The 18107-nt window shown below is 36.3% G+C and carries 11 protein-coding genes; 6 read left to right on the top strand and 5 right to left on the bottom strand.

Annotated features, from left to right (window positions below; genetic code table 11):
- Positions 1-102: 102 nt before the first annotated feature.
- Genes mukB through mukF form a run of 3 tightly spaced genes read right to left on the bottom strand, consistent with a single transcriptional unit; the run spans position 103 to position 6618 of the window.
- Complete coding sequence (mukB, locus tag A9G22_RS06510) at positions 103-4521, bottom strand: chromosome partition protein MukB (protein ID WP_075508543.1); 4419 nt, start codon at positions 4519-4521, stop codon at positions 103-105.
- 2 nt (positions 4522-4523) lie between these two features.
- Complete coding sequence (mukE, locus tag A9G22_RS06505) at positions 4524-5252, bottom strand: chromosome partition protein MukE (RefSeq protein WP_081296875.1); 729 nt, start codon at positions 5250-5252, stop codon at positions 4524-4526.
- Positions 5253-5295: 43 nt separating this feature from the next.
- Positions 5296-6618 (bottom strand): chromosome partition protein MukF, encoded by a 1323-nt coding sequence (mukF, locus tag A9G22_RS06500; RefSeq protein WP_065585757.1) that lies wholly within the window; start codon positions 6616-6618, stop codon positions 5296-5298.
- A gap of 319 nt (positions 6619-6937) precedes the next feature.
- On the opposite strand from mukF, the gene pntA reads away from it, so the two are divergent.
- Positions 6938-8470, top strand: a complete 1533-nt coding sequence (gene pntA / locus A9G22_RS06495; RefSeq protein WP_065585756.1) for a Re/Si-specific NAD(P)(+) transhydrogenase subunit alpha — start codon at positions 6938-6940, stop codon at positions 8468-8470.
- Positions 8471-8485: 15 nt separating this feature from the next.
- Complete coding sequence (pntB, locus tag A9G22_RS06490; protein ID WP_065585755.1) at positions 8486-9880, top strand: Re/Si-specific NAD(P)(+) transhydrogenase subunit beta; 1395 nt, start codon at positions 8486-8488, stop codon at positions 9878-9880.
- A gap of 228 nt (positions 9881-10108) precedes the next feature.
- Here the strand turns inward: pntB and fabR are convergent, their stop codons facing one another.
- Both fabR and oxyR read right to left on the bottom strand, forming a co-directional pair.
- On the bottom strand, positions 10109-10747 hold the full coding sequence (gene fabR, locus A9G22_RS06485; RefSeq protein ID WP_065585754.1) for an HTH-type transcriptional repressor FabR: 639 nt from the start codon (positions 10745-10747) through the stop codon (positions 10109-10111).
- A 39-nt stretch (positions 10748-10786) separates the two neighbouring features.
- Positions 10787-11713, bottom strand: coding sequence for a DNA-binding transcriptional regulator OxyR (gene oxyR, locus A9G22_RS06480; RefSeq protein ID WP_065585753.1), 927 nt, complete (start codon positions 11711-11713; stop codon positions 10787-10789).
- 408 nt (positions 11714-12121) lie between these two features.
- Between oxyR and pcnB the strand changes: the two genes are divergently transcribed.
- The 4 genes from pcnB (at position 12122) to rsmA (ending at position 18105) form a co-directional block, all read left to right on the top strand.
- Complete coding sequence (gene pcnB / locus A9G22_RS06475; protein WP_065585752.1) at positions 12122-13483, top strand: polynucleotide adenylyltransferase PcnB; 1362 nt, start codon at positions 12122-12124, stop codon at positions 13481-13483.
- Between the two features lie 75 nt (positions 13484-13558).
- On the top strand, positions 13559-15925 hold the full coding sequence (gene lptD, locus A9G22_RS06470; protein ID WP_075508542.1) for an LPS assembly protein LptD: 2367 nt from the start codon (positions 13559-13561) through the stop codon (positions 15923-15925).
- A 76-nt stretch (positions 15926-16001) separates the two neighbouring features.
- Positions 16002-17315, top strand: a complete 1314-nt coding sequence (gene surA / locus A9G22_RS06465; RefSeq protein ID WP_065585750.1) for a peptidylprolyl isomerase SurA — start codon at positions 16002-16004, stop codon at positions 17313-17315.
- Positions 17308-18105: a 16S rRNA (adenine(1518)-N(6)/adenine(1519)-N(6))-dimethyltransferase RsmA gene (gene rsmA / locus A9G22_RS06460; RefSeq protein ID WP_065585749.1), complete on the top strand. Its 798-nt coding sequence runs from the start codon at positions 17308-17310 to the stop codon at positions 18103-18105. Before surA ends, rsmA begins: the two co-directional genes overlap by 8 nt.
- The last annotated feature ends 2 nt before the right edge of the window (positions 18106-18107 follow it).

The raw sequence follows: 18107 nt of genomic DNA, 5'->3' as shown, positions 1-18107 counted from the left end.
GCTATTGAGCTTATAACCATATTTTTATACTAAAACGTATAGTTACCTGAAACTTTTTTACAAAATACGCCAATGTTTTGCCGACAATGTCGACAAAACAAATTAAGCGAAGCCCTTTAAACCAACCACATGCACATGCTCTTGGTTGTTTATCACTTTACGTACAAGTTTATACGTTGTGCCTTTTTCTGGGCTGATGTTTTCTGGAGCGGCAATGATTAATTGCATTTCTAGCCGTTCGCAAAGCTCAAATAGTGTTGCAATGGATTTGGCATCTAGTCGAGCGGCTTCGTCCAAGAATAATAAACGGCATGGTAAAATGTCTTTATTACGTAGTCGCTTGGATTCTTCTTCCCAACTTTGAATAACCATGAGTAAAATTGACATACCCGTACCAATTGCCTCACCGGTTGATAGCGCACCACTTTCAGCACGTAGCCAACCATCCGCACCACGGTTCACTTCAACATCCATTTCAAGATAATTCCGATAATCAAGCAGTTCTTCACCAATATTTTGTGCCGTTCGTTGTCCCATATCAATATGTGGGTTTAAACGCTGATAAAGTTTTGCTAAAGCTTCTGAAAATGTAATACGATTATTACTAAACAGATCTTGATGTTCGTTTTGCTCATCAGCTAATGCTGATAACAGAGTAGAGTGTGCTTCTCGAACGCTAACATTTAAGCGTACGCCATTGACTTGACCGAATGCTACCGCTTGTAAGCCTTGGTTAAGCATACGTATACGATTTTGCTCTCGCTGTATGGTTTTACGGATAATATTGGACACACTCTTTGAACTAATTGCCAGCTGCTGTTCACGTGATGTGAGTTCTTCCGTTAAACGTGACAATTCAATTTCCATCTGTTCGATCGCTTCAATAGGGTCATCTGTTTTCACAATATCTTGGCGAATTCGTTCGCGTAAATGTGCATAAACTGCGATGTAGAATTGAATTTTACGTTCTGGACGTTTTGGATCTTCTGATAATCTTAAAACATCCCGTAGATGTTCATTGTCATTAACTGCCAAGCGTAACGAACCCAATGCCTTATCCGACATAGAACGTAGCTCATCAGCACTTAAGTAAGCCAGTTCTCGGCGATGTAGTCGACGTTCAACACTGTTTTCTTTAACCAACCTTAATACTAAACACCATCCTGCTTTCGCTTGTACTATCTGTTCGCGAAGTTGTTTATAATCACGCAGTGTCTGAGTTAAGCGTTTTTGCATCTGTGTCATTTCGCTTTCACACATAATCAGTTGTTTTTCAAGCGATGTACAATGTTGACGGTTATTATTTAATTTTTGATGGATTTCATCACGGCGCAATCGCGCTCGTTCTTCTGTGATCGCGTCCGCTTTTACGCCAATTTGTTCGATCTCTTTTTGTAGTTCATGCAACATATCACGCTTAGTTTCAAATGCGCTTTTAAGCGAGGCAAACGTTTGGTTATATTGATTGTATTTATCTTGATACTGTTGCATCTGACTACGCGCTTCAGCTCTTTGCGCTTCAACCACTTCTAATCGAGACCGCAATTTTTCATTTAAATCACTATTTTCGCTCAACATGCCAGCCGAATCTTCATAACTAAAGTGAGCTCGGCGTTGTATGACTTCAGTTAACGCAAAAACTTGTTGGCGAATCGTGTGTTGCTGTGCTTTAACCATGTTGTAATGTTCACGAAGCGATTCATTTTGTTCAGGATCACTTTGTAATAGTGCCACAATCGGTTCAAGTTCTGAAACAGTATTGCGATTACGGCTAACATACTGCACAGATTCTTGCGCTTCAGCTAATTGTTCACGTAATTCATCAACCCGATCCGCTAAATCTTCATCTGCAAGCAAGTGCATCTGAGCAACAAGCTTATTAACGGTAGCTAATTGCTCTTTGCAATTAATAACTTGTTGTTGGTTTTGTTGATCAATGCTTTCTTGAGATGATAATTGACGTTCAATTTCGGTGCGTCTTGTCGCTAATTTTTGCGCTTCCGCTTCAGGGTCGATATCAAAAGCAACCGCAAGATATTGACCTATAAACTGTCCAACATTTTGCTCAATGCGTTGTAATTTTTGTAAATCAAATGAAATTGTTGCATAACGTTCATGTAATTCATCACGTTCAATCGATAGTTTTTCAAGATGAACTTCACGCGCTGCTCGACCAAATAGTGGTACACTTGGAAAACTTGAAAATCGCCATTGGCGATCGCCTGTTTTGACTAGTACGGATTTATTCATCTCTTCGCAATCAAAAACGCTATCATCAAATGATGAAGGATCACCTTCAATAAAGTAGATATCTTCAGGATAGTCTTCATCACTTTCGGTAAGGCTTTCTAATTGCTGTTTAACTAATGATAAGTCTGGCACAACGATAGCTTGCCTTGCTGGACCATAGAGCGCTGAAAAGTAAGGCGCATCATCAATGGTTACGTCTTCATAAATTTCAGAAAGTAATACACCGTTGAAGCGTTCAGACAATGCAGATAAACGACCATCATCAACACCACTAGGTTGGTTAAGTTGCTCAATTTGGACATCTAATTGATTACGTCTAAAGCTAATTTGATCTCGTTCAGTAACTAATATTCGCTCTCTTTCAAGCAACTTTTGCATATGTTGAGTCACGGCTTGACTGTTATTAAACGTTTCACCGGTTTGTTCTTGCAAAGCAATTAACGCATCTTGGGCTTTTAACCATAATGGTGCTTTTTGGTGATAATCAGTAATTTTCGATTGAATCTGTTCAAGTTCTTGCCTAAATTCAATACGCTTTTCGCTTGATTCGTTAGCCCGCTCCGCATTCTCATCTAGTTGGGATTCGATCTCTTGTTTTAATTCGTCAAGCTCATCATAATTAATTTGTCGTCCAATACGTTTACAAAACTGTGTTAGTAATGATTCTGCTTCTTTTTGCTCAAAAAAGCGCTGTTCTAGTTCATCAAGTTGTAGCTGTAAATGTTCCGCTTGTTCAGCTTGATAACATTGTGATGGCCATTTTCTTAATGCTTCTTTCGCTGCAACAAAGGCATCACTACGTATCACATCACCAACTAATTTAATCACCAATTGATAAGCTCGATCAAATTGATTCATGGCTGCATCAGATACACTTAATTTTTGTTCAAGTTCAAGAACTTGTTCGGTGATCTCTTTTTGCTTTTCATCAAACACGGCAAAGTGATCTTCGATATTGCTAATATCTAGTTTTGGTAGCTGACATAATGACTGCGCATTTTTTAGTGCCTGTAAAGCCTGTTGGTATTGAATTGCTCGTGTTTGTTGAACATCAAGTGCTTGCTGATAATCCGCCAACTGTGTTTTGATTTCATCGACTTCTTGCTCTGTTTCGTTAACCTGATCGCGATAAACTTGGTACTGTTCATTCGCTTCAAGTACCACTTCGTTTTGTTCTTCAAGCTTTAAATTTAAGTCATCTAAATCTGCTTGATAGCGGTCGATTTTTTCTTGTTGGCGTAGCGCTGTTTGTGCTAAATTGAGGTGATCATTAGCGGCTTGTAAATCAGTTTCCAAATCGCTTTGCGCTTCTTGATACTCTTTAAGTTCTTTCGCCGTTTCTACTTGGCGGTATTGATTACTAATAAGCTGATCTTGCGTTTTAAACATATCACGACGCAAGCCAAGTACCGATTCAATATGCACTCGGCGTGCGTTAGCATGACGCATATAATCGGCCGCGACATAATTGGTCGATTCAGTAATAAGATGTTTGAATAAATCCCGATCGGATTGTGTAACTCGAATCGCTTCTAATGTCATTCGGTTTTCACGCAGTGCCGCTTCCATATCTTGGAAAGCTTTACGCACCCCACCATTTTCAGGTAATAAATAGTCGCGTAGTGAACGTGTAATAGCACTTGAGATACCGCCATAAAGTGAGGCTTCGATCAATCGGTAATATTTACTTCTATCTGATGGTGAACGTAAGCGTTTTGGTAAAATGCCAAAATCAAACATAACTGAATGATAATCAGTAATCGAGTTAAATTGTTTGAAGATAATACCATCCATCAATTCAACTTTATCTTTTAGCTCTAGTAACGATAAAATGCGAGCTTGTTTATCATTGAGTCGTTCTGTTACCAATTCTGTTGGGCTTATACCAATAGGTAAACCTTGCAATAAGAATGGTTTGATATCGACTTTTTTATCGCGACCTGCAACTTGTTGTAAGCGGACACCACAAATAATACGTTGGTTACGAGAATTAATCACATCAAGCATAGAATAACAAACACCCGGTTTTAATTTACCATGCAAGCCTTTGTCTCGTGAACCTGAAGTCGCCCCGGCTTCCGTTGTATTTCTAAAGTGTAATAAGGTTAAGTCAGGAATTAATGCGGTTACAAATGCTGCCATTGTGGTTGATTTACCAGCCCCATTACCACCCGATAGCGTTGTGACTAATTGGTCTAGCTCAAAAGTTCGCGCAAAAAAACCATTCCAGTTAATTAACGTTAATGAGTGAAATTTACCGTGTCCAATCATGTTTATTCTGTCTCCTCATTAACTTCTTCTTGTTCTTCGCTGTTATCATTATCTAAAGTCAGTGATGATTCAATTTTAATTGCTTCACCATCTCGGATTAAGCGCAGTTGCGCTTCTTGCGCATCATCGCTACTACGAACATCTGCCCCAAAGCGGAAGATAGCTTCGTTAATACGAAAGCGTGAGCTGTCGTTTCCAACAATAAAAAAAATCATACCAAGCCGACGTAAGCGATTTAAAGCTGTTTTTACTTTATCAAAGAGTTTTTGGCGATCTAAATCTGAACCGGTTGAACGCTGGTTAACTAATTTCAGTAATTTATTTTCGTTAGCTAACGAAACCAGTTCATCAAATAGCTCTTGTAAGGTAAAAATGCCTTCATGAGCCAATCGTTCTGGGCTCAAATATAGATAACAAAGTACTTTACCAACAAGCATATCAAATTCCGATAATACTGAACGAGGAATTAATGTTGTAGAGCGTGGACGCAAGTAGAAAAAGCCTTCTGGCGCTCGAATCAATTCAACATTATAACGTTGATAAAATTGCTCAAGCTCAAGTTGGAAATCCATTAAAAAAGCATGATGATCAAGCTCATCAATACCAATATGGCGCCCTGATCGTAGTAAGCTATCAAGTTCTGGAAAAATTGGATTAGCAATCGCCTGCGCTAATTTTACAGGCATATATTTATCGATTAATGCTTGAGAACTGGCTGCAATACGCCCCATAACTTTATCAAGGTGATGAGCGGTTGATTCTATTTCTAAATTTTTAGTATTTATTGATGACATGTGCTTGTACCTTAGCTCCATAATCGTTAATCAGTTTCCATTCGGCAGGGATACCTAGCAAATCGTCTTCGGCAATACCTAAACGAATAGCGTGATCGATAAATAACCTTGCAATATCAAAATGTTGTTCGCGTGGGAACTGCGCTAAATAACTGCGAATGGCAATACCCATATCAAGTGGTTTATTTTCTTGCTTAAAGATCAGTAGATTTTGTTCAATATGCGCAATAATATGCTCTTGAAGTTCTTCAATCATTTCAAATTCGAGCTCTGCTGGTAATTCGCCGGTTACTTCTGCTTCGTGTAAGACTAATTCTTCATCACGCATATCAAGCAAACGATCAGCATTAGCAAAAGTCAGTGACCAAGGCAAATCAAAGTAATTTTGAATTGATTTACGTAAACGCTGCGAAAAAACGCGATTCTTATCTAAATCAATTGCGGTACGAATAAACTTATGCACGTGGCGATCATAACCTATCCAAAGATCTATCGCCTTTTGCCCCCAACCAATAATCCGGTCAAGTTTGCCCTGTAAATCTATAATCACATTGTTAATCTTATCAAGATCAGGATTGTCCAATATTGCATCTTGGATCAAAAGAAGACTAGCTTGTAGCTTATCCCCTGCAGCAGCTAAAGTATCTTGTAACTCACGCAATGTCTGCGATGTTTCGGTAAGTAAACCTTCACAACTGCTAATTGCAGCTTGCCAATCTTGGCTTAATAAGGCTGAAATATTTTGCTTCACATCTGCCTGCTGCTCATCCATAACACGTTGCGTGATATCAATACTGTCAAAAATCTCAGCAACGGAATATTTTAACGGCGCAAAAACATTTCGATGCCAATGCAGATCATCACCGCCTTCAAGCGCAGCATCGGCAGCTCGTTTTAACTCTTGTGCAACAATAGAAAGTTGGAGAGATAAACGTAAGGTGGAAAACTCTCGCTGACGAATATAATAATCAGTAATACCTATTCCCAATGGTGTCAAACGATAGATAGAAAACCCATCAGTCATTTCACTCGTAAATCGAGTAATAAAACGTTGGCGAACGAGATCATTTATCGCATTGTTCGCTCTAACCGTTATCGTTTCTTCACTCTGTTCGAAAATTTGCGATACATGGCGGAAGGCATCAACTAATTCAGATTCCGTCATTTCACCATCAAACCGTTCACTATTTAATACTGCTATTGCTAATAAAAAAGCAAGCCGTTCAACTGGTAATGAGATCGAAAAATCATTATTTTTTGCCCAAGCAACCAATTCTGGCACTGATTGGGAAAAATCAATCATAAAGAATCCTTAATTCAAGGAGAACAAAATCGAAACATACCTCAGAGGTTTTATCTCTGTGCGGTATGAATAAAAATGCCACCAATTATATAACAATATACAGTAAATTTGTAATGGAATTCGAGGAAAGAGTTCAAACTGTATTATTTAAATTAGGGCTATTTAGTTACAGCCTTATAATAATATTAATTAATAAATATCACTCAAATAATTTAAAAATCTTATTTCTTGAATAAAAAATAGATTCCCTACTCGCACAGAAACCTATTTATGCTAAAATCAATATACATTTTATAAACTAACATAAGGACGTAACGAAATGCATATCGGTATACCTAAAGAACGGTTAACCAATGAAGCTCGAGTTGCTGCAACTCCCCTGACTGTTGGACAACTGTTAAAATTGGGCTTTACAGTTTCCGTAGAACAAGGCGCAGGTCATGCAGCTCATTTTGAAGACCAAGCTTTTATTGATGCTGGAGCCACAATTCAAAATACACAAGATATTTGGCAAAGTGATTTAATATTGAAATTTCATGCACCAACCGACGATGAAATTGCTTTAATGAAAGAGGGAGCAACCCTTATCAGTTATATTTATCCAGCTCAGCATAAAGAATTATTAGAAAAATTAGCAGCTAAAAATATTACTGTTATGGCAATGGACTGTGTGCCACGTATTTCACGAGCACAATCTTTAGACGCATTGAGTTCAATGTCTAATATTGCTGGTTACCGTTCAGTTATCGAAGCAGCAAATCAATTTGGTCGATTCTTTACCGGTCAAGTTACTGCTGCTGGTAAAGTCCCACCGGCTAAAGTATTAGTTATTGGAGCTGGTGTTGCTGGACTAGCTGCTATTGGCGCAGCGGTGAGTTTAGGTGCGATTGTTCGTGCTTTTGACACCCGCCCTGAAGTTGCTGAACAAATTAACAGCATGGGAGCCGACTTTTTAGAGCTAGATTTTGAAGAAGAAGCCGGTTCTGGCGACGGCTACGCTAAACAGATGTCAGCCGCCTTTATCGAAGCTGAAATGGCCCTGTTTGCTGAGCAAGCGAAAGATGTTGATATCATTATTACCACGGCCTTAATTCCGGGAAAACCTGCACCAAAGCTTATTTCTAAAGAGATGGTTGAATCCATGAAACCAGGTAGTGTTATTGTTGATTTAGCGGCATTAACTGGCGGTAACTGTGAATTGACTAAACCAGGAGAAGTTTTCGAAACAGATAACAATGTAAAGATTGTTGGTTATACTGATTTAGCTAATCGTATGCCAGCACAAGCATCACAACTTTATGGTACGAACATTGTTAACCTATTAAAACTACTTGCAAAAGAAAAAGACGGGAATGTTGATATCAATTTTGAAGATGTTGTAATTCGTGGTGTAACGGTGGTCAAAAATAAAGAAATCACTTGGCCTGCCCCCCCAATTCAAGTATCTGCTCAACCGCAGAAAAAAGCAGCTGAGCCAATTGTTAAGCCTGAACCGAAACCAATGGAACCTCGAAAAAAATATGGTATTTTAGCATTGGCTCTCATTGCTTTCTTTTGGCTTGCTAACTCGGTTCCAGAAAGCTTTTTAGGACATTTTACCGTATTTGCATTATCTTGTGTTGTTGGTTACTACGTAGTATGGAATGTCACACACTCTTTACATACACCACTGATGTCGGTCACTAATGCAATTTCTGGGATTATATTAGTCGGTGCAATATTACAAGTCGGTGATGATAATGGCTTAACTACGGCAATTGCCTTTGTTGCTATTTTGATTGCTAGTATCAATATTTTTGGTGGATTCTTTGTTACCCAAAGAATGCTGAAAATGTTCCAACGTGGCAAGTAAGGGAGAGCATAAATTATGTTAAGTAATGGAATTATTCAGGCAGCTTATGTAATTGCTGCATTACTTTTTATCTTTAGTTTACGTGGCCTTTCTAACCAAGAATCAGCCAAATCAGGAAATATCTATGGTATGATTGGTATGGCAATCGCTCTTATCGCAGCAGTTGCTAGTATTAAAGGCGGATTACACTGGATAGTTATAGCAATGATTATTGGTGCAACTATTGGCTTATATCTTGCTAAAAAAGTTGAAATGACACAAATGCCAGAACTTGTTGCGCTACTTCATAGTTTTGTGGGAATGGCAGCGGTCCTTGTTGGCTTAAACAGCTTTTTAGATCCTCACATTCAAGAGTTTCATGGCGGCGAACTAACTGTACATTTAGTAGAGATTTTTGTTGGTGTCTTTATCGGCGCAGTAACCTTCTCAGGCTCTGTTGTCGCTTTCGGTAAATTAAATGGACGAATTAGTTCAAAACCATTATCAATTCCAAATAAACATTATTGGAACCTGGCGGCAATTATTGTTTCAATCATTTTAATGTTTACTTTCGTTGATGTAGAAAGTGGTGCTGGTGCAACAATTAGCTTGTTAATCATGGCGATTATTGCTTTTGTGTTCGGTTTCCATCTTGTTGCTTCAATTGGTGGGGCTGACATGCCTGTGGTTATTTCAATGTTAAACTCTTATTCGGGTTGGGCTGCAGCAGCGGCAGGCTTTATGCTAGGTAATGATCTTCTCATTGTAACTGGTGCATTAGTTGGTTCATCAGGCGCAATTTTGTCATATATTATGTGTAAAGCAATGAACCGTTCATTTATCAGCGTTATTGCGGGTGGATTTGGTAGTGATGGTAGCGCAGCTAGTTCATCTGATGAAGAACAAGGTGAGTACCGTGAAATGCAACCAGCCGAAGTTGCACAAACATTAAAAGAGGCGCGTTCTGTTATCATTGTTCCTGGCTATGGTATGGCTGTTGCACAAGCACAAGGTGCCGTAAGTAATATTACCGAAAAACTACGCGCAATGGATATCGAAGTAAGATTTGGTATTCATCCTGTTGCTGGACGTTTACCTGGTCATATGAACGTATTGCTCGCAGAAGCCAAAGTGCCTTATGATATCGTTCTTGAAATGGATGAAATCAATGATGACTTCCCTGATACGGATGTTGTTTGGGTTATTGGTGCAAATGATACAGTAAACCCAGCTGCAGAAGAAGACCCAAATAGTCCAATTGCTGGCATGCCTGTTCTTGAAGTTTGGAAAGCAAAAACAGTAATTATTTCTAAACGATCAATGAATACCGGTTATGCAGGTGTACAAAACCCACTATTCTTTAAAGAAAACAGCTATATGTTATTCGGTGACGCGAAAGATAGTGTTGAAAAAGTATTACAAAATCTTTAATTAATCGCTACAAATATTACTGCGGCTTTTGCCGCAGTAATTAATCAAAAATATGTCTTCATCACCTATTTATAAACTTTAATAATAAAAATACATATTACTTGTAATAAATATGCCCACCAAATAATATCAATCTCATCTATTTAATACTAACGAAACAACTGTTTATTTTTTCAAAACTTTCAGGAAAGTCGGTGTTTTAGTATAAAATTGTCGTTATATTAATGATTATCTTTTTTTAATTTGTTCTTTATGATAGAGATAATAAGCACCTCGAGATACCATTTTCAGTTGAAAAATAAGATCTTCAATTAATTTTTGGCGCTGTACTGTGTCAAAGTCAATCGCTTCAGCGCCAGCATTAAATGCAATAGTAACCATCGCTTCAGCTTGAGCTTCATTATAATGGTGAGGCATTTGATTAGCATTATCGAGATAATCAACAAGCTCGACAATAAAGTGTTGAATTTCGCGCGCAATAGCAGCTCGAAAAGCTGAGGACGTCCCAGCTTTTTCGCGAAGAAGTAATAAAAAGACTTTTGGATTTTTATCGATAAACTCAATAAATGTAGTTACTGACGTTTGTAATACGCTACCACCTTTTTCGATACGTTTACGTGCTTGACGTAATAATTGACGAAGAGTTAAACCACTTTCATCAACCATGGCTAAACCCAACTCATCCATATCACGAAAATGGCGATAAAATGAAGTAGCTGCTATTCCAGCCTCACGCGTAACTTCTCGCAGGCTTAAACTAGCAAAACCTTGTTCAGCATTGAGTTGATTAAATGCTGTTTCAATTAAAGTACGGCGGGTTCTTTCTTTCTGTTGAGCTCGAATTCCGCCTGCCTTGATGTTTTTCATTTGATAGTTTAGTTTGAATATTTTATACGTAATCTACCATTAATTTGCTGTTTTTAATAATCGCTCTTTTTCAGCAAATACTTTAGGCATATGTTCACGGATAGTTTTAGCTATTGTTTCATAACGAGAACGTAATGGTGAACCGGGGCGATAAATCAAAGTAATACTACGTGATGGTACTGGATCAGTACACGGGATATAGCAAATATTATCACGAATTCGCTCATTTGGTGCAGCTAGCTCTGGAAATAAAGTGATACCACGACCAGCAGAAATCATACTCCTAAGCGTTTCAAGACTGGTTGCTTTGAACTGTTTATCTTCATCAATACCGACTTGGAAACAATACCCCATTGCATGATCACGCAAACAATGACCATCTTCTAACATTAAGAATTTATGTCCTTTTAAACCAGATAATTTAACTGTCTTTTTGCTAGCTAACTCGTTATCAGCTCGAACAGCTAAAAACATAGGTTCATCAAATAATGGCAATTCAATAAATTGTGCCGTCTCTTTAACTTGTGCAACAATAGCACAATCAAGTTTTCCACTTTCGAGCTGAGCAACAACACTAGCAGTCTGTGCTTCATGTAAATAAAGCTCTAATTGAGGAAAAGATTCATGTAACACTGTAATAACATGTGGTAAAAGGTAAGGTGCTATGGTAGGAATCAATCCTATATGCATTGGTCCTGACATTTCTTCACCTTGACGGCTTGCCATCTCTTTTAAAATTTGAATATTACGTAAAATCTCTTTGGATTGCTCAACTAACATCATACCCGTTTGTGTAAATAATACTTTTCGGCTAGTACGCTCTAATAACATTACGCCTAATTCATCTTCTAATTTTCTAATTTGACCACTAAGAGTTGGTTGACTCACATTGCAAGCATCAGCAGCTTTACGAAAATGGCGAAATTCAGCTAACGAAACAAAATATTCCAAATCACGAATATTCATAATGTCCCCAATAAGTTATTAGTTAATGATATATACTCAAACAACTTCTATATGTAACGTTATAACAAATAACATTAAAAAGCTCTTCATAATTTATTAAATTATCATGCTTTATAAATTATATTCTGTGAAACAAATAAGCAAAAAGAAGTTCTGAATATAGTTTTATTTCATCTTAATCAGCTAGTTAAAATATACTAACCAGAGCAAAACAAAGTTTATTACTTTTATTAGATATTGCTAATATTACTATAGAAACTACTATTGTTGATAATTATGTTAAAAAAATCAAATATAATATTTAAGCCAACTTGGAAAATATAATTTTATTGAGCGAAAAATTGCCAATTCTAAGAAACATGGAAACTTATTAGCAATTACGCTATAATCGCGCGCTATATTGTTATTATGCCAAAAACACTTTTGAGGTGCGCTATTTTTAATCAAGTTTCAAACTTTTATCGAAAGTTTTTTCGTCATGAAAAAAAACAAAAAGTTGGCTATGTGACTATCCCACGTAATGAGCACAATATATCCCGTAAAGAGATTAGTGAAAATGCATTAAAAGTCCTTCACCGATTAAACAAACAGGGATACGAAGCTTATTTGGTTGGTGGATGTATCAGAGATCTCATCTTAGGCAAAACGCCAAAGGACTTTGATATCACAACCAATGCAACCCCAGAACAAATTCAGAAAATTTTCCGTAACTGTCGCTTAGTGGGAAAACGATTTCGTCTTGCTCATATTATGTTTGGTAAAGAAATTATTGAAGTCGCGACTTTCCGTGGCGACCACGGTTCGCAAGAAGGACAAACCAATATTTCTAAACGTTCACAGACAGGTATGTTATTACGCGATAATGTTTATGGATCCATTGAACAAGATGCTATTCGTCGCGATTTCACAATGAATGCGCTTTATTATAATGTAAATAATTTTACATTACGTGACTATTGCGGAGGATTAAAAGATTTACAAAAAGGTATTATTCGATTAATTGGCGATCCACAAACACGTTACCGAGAAGATCCTGTTAGAATGCTAAGGACTATTCGTTTTGCCGCAAAATTGAATATGAAAATTGAACCAGCTACTGCTGCACCAATTAAACACCTTGCCCCATTATTAAAAAATGTACCTTCTGCTCGACTTTTTGATGAGTCGCTTAAACTGTTACAAACAGGAAATGGATATAAAACTTACACGTTACTAAGAGAATATTGTCTTTTTGAACAATTGTTTCCTGTTATTGAGCGTTTGTTTGTCAACAATCAAAATGGTTATTTAGAAAAAATCATTGAGCAAGTCTTAAAAAATACTGATTATCGTATTACTAACAACAAACGAGTCAATCCTGCATTTTTATTTGCAGCCTTTTTTTGGTACCCAATTATTGAACAAACACAGACAACATGTATCGAAAGTGGATTGCCATTTCATGATTCTTTTTCCATGGCAATTAACGAAGTGCTAACTGAACAATGTAAAAATATTGCCATACCTAGACGATTAACCACCATAATGGGCGATATTTGGCGTTTGCAGCTACGTATGAAAAAACGAGATGGTAAACGTGCATTCGTTATTTTAGAACACCCTAAATTTCGAGCTGCTTATGACCTTTTAGAAATGAGAGCCTCGATTGAAAAGGGAGAACTTTTGGAATTAGCTAAATGGTGGGATGAGTTTCAATACTCTTCAGTCGAAAAAAGAATAGCGATGGTAAAACAACTTAATAAAATGAATAAACGCAAAGTGAAACGTTAATTTTTAATTCGCACTTTTGTAAATAACCGCTATAATGCTGCAATTAAAATAATCATAATAACTTTTTAATCATTGATGAAAAAATTAGCGCCCACTCTTATTGCAATTGCCGTCACATTTTCTTTGTATAACAACTCGAGTTATGCTATAGATTTACCTAAAGCAGCTGTTAGCAATAATCCGCAATGTCTTATAGACGTTCCTAGGTTTGATCGCCCTTTAGTCAATGGAGATATAAGTACCTTACCTATAAATACTGAAGCCAATCAATTTGAGGCAATCTATCCAAGCATTACCATATATAAAGGTGAAGTATTAATAAAACAAGGTAACCGTACAGTTCAAGCAGATAAAGTAACAATTAATACTGAAGATAATAATAATCGAGTAGTAACATTAGAAGGTGATATTACTTATCAAGATAATTTAATAAAAATGAAAGGCGATCATGCATCAATGAATCTAAATAATAATGATGCAAACATGACTCCAAGTCAGTATCAACTTGTCAATAGACTTGGACGTGGCAATGCTGATCAGATGAAACTAAAAAAAAATAGATATGTTATTTTAAAAAATGGCAGCTTTACATCTTGTCCTGTTAATGACAGCACATGGGATATTAAGGGATCAACAGTTATTCATGATAACGAAGAACAGTTACTAGAAGTTTGGAATGCCATATTTAGTATTGGCAAAATACCCGTTCTATACTCACCTTATTTACAATTACCAACCGGTGATAAACGTCGTTCAGGATTGTTAATGCCTAATTTAGGCTATGATAGTGTTGATGGTATTGATTTTTCAATACCAATTTATTGGAATATTGCACCAAATTATGATGCCACCTTTACGCCAAGATTCTTGCAAGAGCGTGGTGTACAACTACAAACAGAATTTCGCTATTTAAATGAAATAGGCTTAGGCACACTTGCGTTTGACTGGCTACAACATGATAGTAAATATGATAAAGATAGAACCACTCATTTAAATGGCAATAATTATGATGACAATCGTCACCGTTGGTTATTTCATTGGAAAAATGAAGAATTAATAAACTATAATTGGCGTTTTTATGCTGATACAACTCGAGTTAGTGACAATCAATATCTGACAAATCTAAGCTCTAAATATGCTTCCCAAACTGCTGGGTATTTAACGCAGTTTTATAAAATTGCTTATAATGACGAGCATTGGGATATCACGTTAGGCTATAAACACTTTCAGCCATTTCACTCAGAATTAAAAAATTCACTTTACCAAACCGAACCACAGTTGGATATGAGTTATTATAATAATGATTTGGGTCCTTTCAAATTTAGAGCATTTTCTCAAGTGTCTCGCTTTTTGACATCTGGGCAAAATAAACCTAAAGCATGGCGAGCACATTTTGAACCTACACTTAATTATACCTTAACCAATTCTTGGTCATCATTAGCCACTGAAATGGGGTTTATGGCAACTCATTATAATCAAGATAATATTAGAAAAAACATTGATCAATATAAAGATTTAGATAAAAACGTAAATCGTTTTTTACCAAAATTTAGTATTGATGGTAAAGTCATCTTTGAGCGTAATATGCCTTTTATTGATGGCTATACACAAACCTTAGAGCCACGAGTAAAATACATCTATATTCCATACCGAAAACAATCGAATATTGGTGCCTATGATTCTACTATATTACAATCAGATTATATTGGTCTGTTTAGAGATCAGCCATATAGTGGCCTAGATAGAATTGCTTCAACCAATAAAATATCAACAGGAGTAACCACACGGTTTTATGATAATAGCAAGGTTGAAAAATTTAACCTATCAATTGGACAAATCACTTATTTTACTAAATCAAAAACGAGTGAACACAATAATGATCTAGACGAAAATTCTGATACAGGCAGTATTACTTGGGCATCAGATAATTTTTGGCGCATAAATAATGATATGATCTTTAGAAGTGGCGTCCAATATGATACTCGAATTGATACAATTTCATTAGCCAATGTAGTATTCGAGTATCGCGCATCGAGTGATAAGTTAATACAATTATCTTATCGTTATGCAAATCGTAACTATATTGACACTGTTGATAAAAATCCTTTTTATAGAGGTTATCGGCAAGATATTTCTCAAGCAGGCATGATGACTGCTTGGCCATTGTCACAAACTGTTAGTGCTGTTGGTTCATATTACTATGACGTTAAATTAGGACAAACCACTGATAGTTTTGTCGGATTACATTATAGTGACTGTTGTTGGGGAACAACAGTACAATATGGAAGAAAACTAACAGATTGGGACAATATTTCTCTCAAAAGTAAATATGAAAATAAACTGTCGATTAATTTCGAATTGCAAGGATTAGGCAACAACAAAGACGCCAAAGCTAAAATGCTAAACTTCGGCAAGCTACCATATACCACAACATTTGAGTAAAATATTTCTGCAAATATATTACCGATAAATTTATTGCATGCTATCAATGCTGCACAACAAAATGAGTTAAGTGAATATGAAATTATTAAAACTATTTATCGTTTTAAACCTAAGTTTAACTTTAGGAATGATAACTTCATTATCTGCAAATGCCGCACCTAAAGTTGTAGAACAAGTTGCTGCAATTGTTAATAACAATGTCATTTTAGAAAGTGATGTTAATGATATGTTAAAAACGATTAAAGCGAGTACTGATCCACAAAATTTACCTACGGATAAAGTACTAAGAAAACAAATTATTGATCGTTTAATTATTGAAAATCTAATTTTACAAAAAGCAGCTAAAGCTCAAATCACTATAAGTGATGATGAGGTAACCAGTGCCATTGATAGAATCGCTGCTGAAAATGATATGACTATCGATCAACTTCGAAGCAGGCTATCGATAATGGGCATTAGTTATGAAGCCTATCGAGAAAGAATCCATAATGACATGTTGATTGATAAAACTCGAATGCATGAAGTTAGATCTAGAGTCAGGGTTTCAGAAAAAGAAGTGGAAAATTTAGCTCAAAGTATTGCTCGCCAACCTACCAACAATGTTGAAGTAAAAATCAGTCATATTTTGATTTCCATTCCAGAAAAAGCTTCTAAACAGCAAATCGACAATGCGACAAATAAAGCACAAAATATTATTAATCGAGCACAAAAAGGTGAGAATTTTGCCAAATTAGCCACTACATATTCAAATGACGATCTTGCTTTAAAAGGTGGTAATATGGGTTGGCATAAACTTAATGAATTACCAACTATCTTTGAAGAACGTTTAGTTCGTGCACCAAAAGGTAGTATTATTGGTCCTATCCGTTCTGGAGTTGGCCTACATATTCTAAAAGTTGATGATACACGTTCAGAAGCCCAAAAAACTGTCAAAATTCAAGAAGTAAATGCACGCCATATTTTGATTAAAACAAATGTATTAATCACTGACCAAATAGCTAAACAAAAATTAACCGATATTCGCAAATCCATTACCAGTGGCGCAACAACCTTTGAAGCTGCAGCTAAGGCTAATTCTGAAGATACTGGTTCAGCAAGTAAAGGAGGCAACTTAGGTTGGAATCGTCCTGAAGTTTATGATAATGGTTTTAAAACAGCTCTAACTCAGCTAAAAAAAGGCGAAATTAGCCAGCCCATAAAGTCATCTTATGGCTGGCATTTAATTCAATTAATTGATTCAAGACAAGCAGATGGAACAAATGCTATAAATAAAGATCACGCTTATCGGCTTATTTTTAATCGTAAATTTTCCGAAGAAGCTCAGGTATGGGTTCAAGAAATAAAAGGTGATGCTTATATAAAAATTACAGGTGACGATAAAGATGAATAGTCGTATTCACCAAGGGCATTTTGCTCGTAAAAGATTCGGACAAAACTTTTTACATGATGATTATATTATCGAAAGTATTGTCGCGGCGATACAGCCTAAAACAGATCAAGCATTGGTTGAAATTGGTCCTGGGCTTGCAGCTTTAACAGTACCTATAAGTAAACATATTGATCATTTAACAGTCATAGAGATCGACAGAGATCTAGCCAGTAGATTAATTAAAAATCCATTTTTAAACAATAAATTAACTGTTATTGAACAAGATGCGCTGACCTTTAACTTTAATCAATTAGCAAATCAATTAGGTAAACCATTAAGAGTATTTGGTAACTTACCCTATAATATCTCAACACCTTTGATGTTCCACTTATTTGAACATGCAAATATCATTACTGATATGCATTTTATGTTACAAAAAGAGGTGGTAACCCGTTTAGTTGCAGCGCCTAACAGTAAAGATTATGGTAGATTGAGCGTTATGGCTCAATACTATTGTCAGATTATTCCGGTTCTCGAAGTCCCCCCAACATCATTTAAACCTGCACCAAAAGTTGATTCGGCAGTCGTTAGATTAATACCTTATAAAGAGAAGCCTTATCTTGTTAATGATATAAAAATACTTTCTCGTGTGACGACAGAAGCATTTAATCAACGACGTAAAACTATTCGTAATAGTTTAAGTAATATGTTTACTGTTGAACAATTAACAGAATTAAATATTGACCCCAATTTACGTGCTGAAAACTTAACAGTACAACAATATTGTCAACTTGCAAACTTATGGGGTTAACA

The sequence above is a fragment of the Gilliamella sp. App2-1 genome, from assembly GCF_001690255.1.
Lineage (GTDB): Bacteria > Pseudomonadota > Gammaproteobacteria > Enterobacterales > Orbaceae > Gilliamella > Gilliamella apicola_G.
The sequence above is the reverse complement of the archived record's forward strand: the minus strand, read 5'-3'. Positions and strand labels throughout refer to the sequence as shown.